Raw genomic sequence first — 6793 nt, 5'->3', positions numbered from 1 at the left:
CCGGCCCGCGCGGGTGTGGAGTTCCGCGGTGCGGCCGAACGACATCTGGAGGTCCGAGTGCTCGGCGCCGTGCGGTCAGCTCTGACCACACCGGACCTGCGCAAGAAGATCCTGTTCACGCTCGGGATCGTCGCGGTCTACCGACTGGGAGCCACGCTCCCGGCACCCGGCGTCTCGTACTCGAACGTGCAGGAATGTCTGCGGCAGGTCCAGGGCAGCGACGCGGCGAGCGTGTACTCGCTGATCAACCTGTTCTCCGGCGGCGCACTGCTGCAGCTGTCGATCTTCGCCCTGGGCATCATGCCCTACATCACGGCCAGCATCATCGTGCAGCTGCTGACCGTCGTGATCCCCCGCTTCGAGCAGCTGAAGAAGGAGGGGCAGAGCGGTCAGGGCAAGCTCACGCAGTACACGCGCTACCTGACGATCGCGCTGGCCGTCCTGCAGTCGACGGGCATCGTCGCCCTGGCCGACCGCAACCAGCTGTTCCAGGACTGCGACCCCGCGCAATTCCCGATCCTGCCGGGCGCGGACGTCTTCGACCTCGCGGTCATCGTCATCGTCATGACGGCGGGCACCGCGGTCATCATGTGGTTCGGCGAGCTGGTGACCGAGCGCGGTGTCGGCAACGGCATGTCGCTGCTCATCTTCACCTCGATCGCGGCCCGCATCCCCGCCGAGGGCGGCACGATCCTCTCGAACGCCGGCGCCATCGCGTTCACCGTCGTCTGCGCGTTCGGGCTGGTCATCATCGCCAGCGTCGTGTTCGTGGAGCAGGGCCAACGCCGCATCCCGGTGCAGTACGCCAAGCGCATGGTCGGACGCCGCATGTACGGCGGCACCTCGACCTACCTGCCGCTGAAGGTCAACCAGGCCGGCGTCATCCCGGTGATCTTCGGGTCGTCCCTGCTCTACCTGCCCGACCTGCTCTCGCGGATCACGGGCAACCAGAACTCCGGCTTCTCGCGCTTCGTCCAGACGTACCTGGCCAACCAGTCCAACTGGTTGCACATCATCCTGTACTTCGCGCTGATCATCTTCTTCACGTACTTCTACGTCGCGATCACGTTCAACACCGAGGAACGCGCCGACGAGATGAAGAAGTTCGGGGGCTTCATCCCCGGGATCCGGCCCGGCCGTCCCACGGCCGAGTACCTCAGCTACGTGTTGTCCCGCATCACCTTGCCCGGCTCGATCTACCTGGGCATCATCGCCGTCCTGCCGAACTTCTTCCTGGGCCTGACCGGTCAAGGACAGAACCAGAACTTCCCCTTCGGGGGCACGGCTGTTCTGATCATGGTGGGCGTCGGGCTGGACACGGTGAAGCAGATCGAGAGCCAGCTGATGCAGCGCAACTACGAGGGCTTCCTGCGCTGACCGGGTAGCCGGTCGGCGCGGTACACGGACCACTGGATGTCGGGCGAAGGAGTGTTGTCGTGAGGATCGTTCTGGTGGGGCCGCCGGGAGCGGGCAAGGGAACGCAGGCCACGCGGCTGGCCGAGCGGCTCGACGCCCCGCACATCTCCACCGGGGACATCTTCCGCGAGAACATGAAGAACGAGACCGAGCTCGGCAAGGAGGCCCAGCGCTACGTCGACGCGGGCGACCTGGTGCCGGACGAGGTCACGGTCAAGATGGTCAAGGACCGTCTCGCCCAGCCCGACGCGGCCGAGGGCTTCCTGCTCGACGGGTTCCCGCGCAACAGCGCCCAGGCGCAGGAGCTCGAGACCGTGCTCGACGACCTCGGTCAGCGCCTGGACGCCGTGCTCGTCTTCGAGGTCGACGACGAGGAGCTGATCAAGCGCCTCACGTCCCGCGGCCGCTCGGACGACACCGAGGAGACCATCCGGCACCGCCAGGAGGTCTACCGCTCGGAGACCGAGCCCCTCATCGCGCACTACAGCGACATCGCCGTGCGGGTCGACGCCGTCGGGTCGGTCGAGGAGATCACCGACCGGGCCATGGACGCGCTCGCCGACGAGCCCGACGACTGACTTGGGGAACCCGAGTCGGCGCCCGATGACGGAGGTCGTCGCAGTGCTCACAGCGGGGGTCGGCGGGATCGCCGACCGCGTGCGGGGACGCTTCGTGGAGATGAAGACGCCGGGCCAGATCGAGGCGATGCGCGCGGCCGGCCTCGTGGTCGCGGCCGCCCTCGCCGCCGTCACCGACGCGGTCCGTCCCGGGGCCAGCACGGCCGACCTCGACGCGGTCGCCGAGGCCACGATCCGGGAGGCCGGCGCGGAGCCCTCGTTCCTCGGCTACCAGGGGTTCCCGGCCTCGATCTGCGCCTCGGTCAACGAGCAGGTCGTGCACGGCATCCCCTCCGCCACGAGGGTGCTCGCCGACGGCGATCTGATCTCGATCGACTGCGGCGCGATCCTCGAGGGCTGGCACGGGGACGCCGCGGTCACGGTCCCCGTGGGCACCCCACGCCCCGAGGACGAGTCGCTGTCGGCGGCCTGCCGGGCGGCCATGTACGCGGGCATCGAGCGCCTCGTGCCCGGCGGCCGGCTCGGCGACGTCTCGCACGCCGTCGAGGACGAGGCCCGACGTCGCGCGGCCGCGGACGGACGCGAGTACGGGATCGTCGCCGACTACGGCGGGCACGGCATCGGGACCTCCATGCACATGGACCCGTTCGTGCCGAACCTCGGGCGGGCCGGTACGGGCATGCGCCTGCGCAGCGGGATGGTGCTGGCCATCGAGCCGATGCTCACCGGCGGCACCGACGAGACCGACGAGCTCGCCGACGGCTGGACCGTCGTCACCTCGGACGGCAGCCGGGCCGTGCACTGGGAGCACTCGGTGGCCGTCACCGACGACGGGCCCCGCATCCTCACCGCGCCGGCGTGAGCGGAGCCGCCGGCGGATAGCAGAACTATCCGCTCGCTGTTATCCTCGGGCCAGTGGCGTGAGGAGACGGGGTGGTCGTGGTGGCCGGGGACGAACTGCGGGTGTCGGACGCGGACCGCGAGCGTGTGGCGGCGCGACTGGGGCGGGCGCATGCCGAGGGGCGGCTGACGCTCGCCGAGTACGACGAGCGGGTGCGCGCGGCGCACGGCGCGGTGGTGGGGTCCGACCTCCTGCCGCTGACCGCGGACCTGCCGGTCGAGGCGCCGGCGCGCTCGGGAGGCGCGGCTGGTTCGGAGGCGCGGCCGGCGCGCTCACCGATGCGAGCCGCGGTGGCGGTGTGGGCGGTGGTCTCGGTGATCAACCTCGTGATCTGGGTCGCCGTCTCGGTCGGCACGGGCGGGGTCGTGGCACCGTGGTGGATCTGGGTCGCCGGACCGTGGGGGGTCGCCCTCGCGATCGGGGCACTCGCCGCCCGGGCGGGCCTCCCGTTCCCGGGTCCGTGCGCCGGGATGCCGATCCGGCGCTGACGTGATGGTCGAGGGCCCCGGTGGCGAGGCTCCCGACACGCCACGCGTACACTCGACAGCTGGTGCGCGTGTCGTGCCGGCCCTCGCTCGTGTGTCGGTCCGGTGTCGAGCGCGCTCCCCGTCCCTTGTGGACGTGTCGCCGCGACGCGGTGGCACCGAGCCGGGGACGGCAGCGTACGTCGAGAAGAATGCGGAGGACATGGCGAAGAAGGACGGCGCCATCGAGGTCGAGGGCCGGGTCATCGAACCCCTGCCCAACGCGATGTTCCGGGTGGAGCTCGAGAACGGGCACAAGGTCCTGGCGCACATCAGCGGCAAGATGCGTCAGCACTACATCCGGATCCTCCCCGAGGACAAGGTCGTGGTGGAGCTGTCGCCCTACGACCTGTCGCGCGGCCGGATCGTCTACCGCTACAAGTGATCCACACAGCGAGGAAGAGGACGTGAAGGTCCAGCCGAGCGTCAAGCGCATCTGCGCGAAGTGCCAGGTGGTCCGCCGTCACGGGCGGGTCATGGTCATCTGCGACAACCTGCGCCACAAGCAGCGCCAGGGCTGAGAACAGACCCAGGGCAGCAGTACCAGGCACCCGCGGCCACACGCGGCCGCACTCCATTCCTCCCCGCACCTACGTCGGCTCGAGAGATCGATGCCCCGGCGGAACACCCCCGGCTCGGGAGGCCGGGGCCCGGACCCGTGAGGTCCGGGACGGGCGGGGAGCCAGACCTCCCGGACGACACGAGGAGCACGTCGCCACATGGCACGACTCGCCGGCGTCGATCTCCCCCGCGAGAAGCGGATGGAGATCGCGCTGACCTATATCTTCGGGATCGGCCGTAGCCGTTCCAAGGAGATCCTCACCGAGACCGGCATCGACCCCGACCTCCGGTCGAAGGACCTGTCGGACTCCGATGCCGCGACACTGCGTGCGTACATCGAGAACCACTTCCGGGTCGAGGGTGACCTGCGCCGCGAGGTCCAGGCGGACATCCGGCGCAAGGTCGAGATCGGCAGCTACCAGGGGCTGCGGCACCGCCGCAACCTGCCGGTGCACGGGCAGCGGACGAAGACCAACGCCCGCTCGCGCAAGGGCCCCAAGAAGACGGTTGCCGGCAAGAAGAAGGCCGCACGCAAGTGATGCAGGCCCCCCTCGATCAGGAGAAGAGCTAGATGCCACCCAGGACTCGCCAGGGCGCGGCCGGGGCCAAGAAGGTCCGTCGTCGGGAGAAGAAGAACGTCTCCCACGGGCACGCGCACATCAAGAGCACGTTCAACAACACGATCGTCTCCATCACCGACCCGACCGGCAACGTCATCAGCTGGGCCTCGGCCGGACACGTGGGCTTCAAGGGCTCGCGCAAGTCGACGCCGTTCGCCGCGCAGATGGCTGCCGAGAACTGCGCCCGCAAGGCCGCGGAGCACGGGATGAAGAAGGTCGACGTCTTCGTGAAGGGCCCGGGCTCGGGCCGCGAGACCGCGATCCGGTCGCTGCAGGCGGCCGGCCTCGAGGTCGGCACGATTTCCGACGTCACCCCGCAGCCGCACAACGGCTGCCGCCCGCCGAAGCGTCGCCGGGTCTAGGGCGGAGAGGAGACACACGATGGCTCGCTACACAGGACCTGCCACCCGCAAGTCCCGCCGCCTGAAGGTCGACCTGATCGGCGGCGACAAGTCCTTCGAGCGCCGCCCGTACCCCCCGGGTCAGCACGGCCGGATTCGCATCAAGGAATCCGAGTACCTGCTGCAGCTGCAGGAGAAGCAGAAGGCCCGCTTCACCTACGGCCTGCTCGAGAAGCAGATGCGCAAGTACTACGAGGAGGCGAACCGTCGCGAGGGCAAGACCGGCGACGAGTTCCTCAAGCTCCTCGAGTCGCGTCTCGACTCGGTGGTCTACCGCGCCGGGATCGCGCAGACCCGTCGTCAGGCCCGCCAGCTCGTGGGCCACGGCCACTTCCTGGTCAACGGCCAGAAGGTCGATGTCCCCAGCTACCGGGTGACGCAGTACGACATCATCGACATCCGGGACAAGTCCCGGAACATGCTGCCCCTCGTGGTGGCGAAGGAGAACTTCGGCGAGCGGCCCGTCCCGGGCTGGCTCCAGGTCGTTCCCGACTCGCTGCGCATCTTCGTCCACTCCCTCCCGGAGCGGACGCAGATCGACACGCCGGTCTCGGAGCAGCTGATCGTCGAGTTCTACTCGAAGTAAGCCCACGAAGTACGCAAGACCCCCGGCCCGGGCGATCGTGCCCGGGCCGGGTCTCACGTTCGGCGTCAAATAGCGGACGCCGCATCGGAAAGGTTTCGCACGTGCTGATCTCTCAGCGTCCCGCACTGTCCGAGGACGCCATCGACGACACCCGTTCCCGGTTCATCATCGAGCCGCTGGAGCCGGGTTTCGGCTACACCCTCGGCAACTCGCTGCGTCGTACCCTGCTGTCGTCCATCCCGGGCGCGGCCGTGACCAGCATCCGCGTCGACGGTGTCCTCCACGAGTTCACCACCGTCCCGGGGGTGAAGGAGGACGTCACCGACATCATCCTGAACCTCAAGGAGCTCGTCGTGAGCTCCGAGGAGGACGAGCCGGCGACGATGTACCTGCGCAAGCAGGGCCCCGGCACCGTGACGGCGGGCGACATCGTCCCGCCGGCCGGCGTGACCGTGCACAACCCCGACCTCCACATCGCGACCCTGAACGACCAGGGCCGCCTCGAGGTCGAGCTCGTCGTCGAGCGTGGTCGCGGGTACGTCCCGGCCGCACAGAACAAGGCGTCCGGCGCCGAGATCGGCCGCATCCCGGTCGACTCGATCTACTCGCCGGTGCTCAAGGTCAGCTACAAGGTCGAGGCGACCCGCGTCGAGCAGCGCACCGACTTCGACAAGCTGATCCTCGACGTCGAGACCAAGCCGTCGATGACCCCGCGCGACGCGATCGCGTCCGCCGGGCGCACCCTCGTCGAGCTCTTCGGGCTGGCCCGTGAGCTCAACGTCGACGCCGAGGGCATCGAGATCGGGCCCTCGCCCGCCGAGGCCGACTCGATCGCCGCGTTCGCGATGCCCATCGAGGACCTCGACCTCACGGTCCGGTCCTACAACTGCCTCAAGCGGGAGGGCATCCACACGGTCGGCGAGCTCGTCGGCCGCTCGGAGGCCGACCTGCTGGACATCCGCAACTTCGGTGCGAAGTCCATCGACGAGGTCAAGATGAAGTTGGCCGGGCTGGGCCTCGCGCTCAAGGACAGCCCGCCCGGGTTCGACCCGTCCGCCGCGGCGGCGGACTACCCCTCGGAGGGCTTCGAGTCCTACGGCTCCGACGGCGGCTTCGGCGGCTACGGGGCCTCGGAGGACGACGGCCAGGACTACGCCGAGACCGAGCAGCTCTAGCACCCCAGCAACTCTGACGTGCTGCCCCCTC

General features: G+C 69.2%; 10 protein-coding genes. All 10 read left to right on the top strand.

Translation table 11 applies throughout. The features are described from left to right. Positions 1-57 precede the first annotated feature (57 nt). The 10 genes from secY (at position 58) to PH189_RS20820 (ending at position 6762) form a co-directional block, all read left to right on the top strand. The gene (gene secY, locus PH189_RS20865) at positions 58-1377 is read left to right on the top strand and encodes a preprotein translocase subunit SecY (protein WP_274190757.1); all 1320 of its coding nucleotides are present in this window, start codon (positions 58-60) and stop codon (positions 1375-1377) included. A gap of 59 nt (positions 1378-1436) precedes the next feature. Continuing rightward, positions 1437-1994 carry an adenylate kinase gene (locus PH189_RS20860; RefSeq protein WP_274190747.1) on the top strand — a complete coding sequence of 186 codons (558 nt, stop codon included), beginning with the start codon at positions 1437-1439 and terminating at the stop codon, positions 1992-1994. Positions 1995-2094: 100 nt separating this feature from the next. Further along, positions 2095-2856, top strand: a complete 762-nt coding sequence (gene map / locus PH189_RS20855) for a type I methionyl aminopeptidase (RefSeq protein ID WP_274190756.1) — start codon at positions 2095-2097, stop codon at positions 2854-2856. A 71-nt stretch (positions 2857-2927) separates the two neighbouring features. Beyond that, positions 2928-3383: a DUF1707 SHOCT-like domain-containing protein gene (locus PH189_RS20850; protein WP_274190746.1), complete on the top strand. Its 456-nt coding sequence runs from the start codon at positions 2928-2930 to the stop codon at positions 3381-3383. A 199-nt stretch (positions 3384-3582) separates the two neighbouring features. Beyond that, positions 3583-3804, top strand: coding sequence for a translation initiation factor IF-1 (gene infA / locus PH189_RS20845; RefSeq protein WP_030532868.1), 222 nt, complete (start codon positions 3583-3585; stop codon positions 3802-3804). A 22-nt stretch (positions 3805-3826) separates the two neighbouring features. Continuing rightward, positions 3827-3940 (top strand): 50S ribosomal protein L36, encoded by a 114-nt coding sequence (gene rpmJ / locus PH189_RS20840; protein WP_018330934.1) that lies wholly within the window; start codon positions 3827-3829, stop codon positions 3938-3940. Between the two features lie 198 nt (positions 3941-4138). Next, positions 4139-4519, top strand: coding sequence for a 30S ribosomal protein S13 (gene rpsM / locus PH189_RS20835; protein WP_274190745.1), 381 nt, complete (start codon positions 4139-4141; stop codon positions 4517-4519). 32 nt (positions 4520-4551) lie between these two features. Continuing rightward, positions 4552-4962 carry a 30S ribosomal protein S11 gene (gene rpsK, locus PH189_RS20830; RefSeq protein WP_116708483.1) on the top strand — a complete coding sequence of 137 codons (411 nt, stop codon included), beginning with the start codon at positions 4552-4554 and terminating at the stop codon, positions 4960-4962. 19 nt (positions 4963-4981) lie between these two features. Next, positions 4982-5587, top strand: a complete 606-nt coding sequence (gene rpsD / locus PH189_RS20825; protein ID WP_274190744.1) for a 30S ribosomal protein S4 — start codon at positions 4982-4984, stop codon at positions 5585-5587. Positions 5588-5688: 101 nt separating this feature from the next. Then, positions 5689-6762 (top strand): DNA-directed RNA polymerase subunit alpha, encoded by a 1074-nt coding sequence (locus PH189_RS20820; protein WP_274190743.1) that lies wholly within the window; start codon positions 5689-5691, stop codon positions 6760-6762. The last annotated feature ends 31 nt before the right edge of the window (positions 6763-6793 follow it).

This window comes from Actinomycetospora chibensis (assembly GCF_028737215.1).
Taxonomy (GTDB): Bacteria; Actinomycetota; Actinomycetes; order Mycobacteriales; family Pseudonocardiaceae; genus Actinomycetospora; species Actinomycetospora chibensis.
Note: the sequence above shows the minus strand (reverse complement) of the source record. Positions and strands in the feature narration are given on the sequence as shown.

Bases quoted from the DNA above. Each gene is read 5' to 3' on its own strand.
- map (WP_274190756.1), top strand. From the start codon at position 2,095: ATGAAGACGCCGGGCCAGATCGAGGCGATGCGCGCGGCCGGCCTCGTG.
- infA (WP_030532868.1), top strand. From the start codon at position 3,583: ATGGCGAAGAAGGACGGCGCCATCGAGGTCGAGGGCCGGGTCATCGAA.
- rpsM (WP_274190745.1), top strand. From the start codon at position 4,139: ATGGCACGACTCGCCGGCGTCGATCTCCCCCGCGAGAAGCGGATGGAG.
- rpsK (WP_116708483.1), top strand. From the start codon at position 4,552: ATGCCACCCAGGACTCGCCAGGGCGCGGCCGGGGCCAAGAAGGTCCGT.
- rpsD (WP_274190744.1), top strand. From the start codon at position 4,982: ATGGCTCGCTACACAGGACCTGCCACCCGCAAGTCCCGCCGCCTGAAG.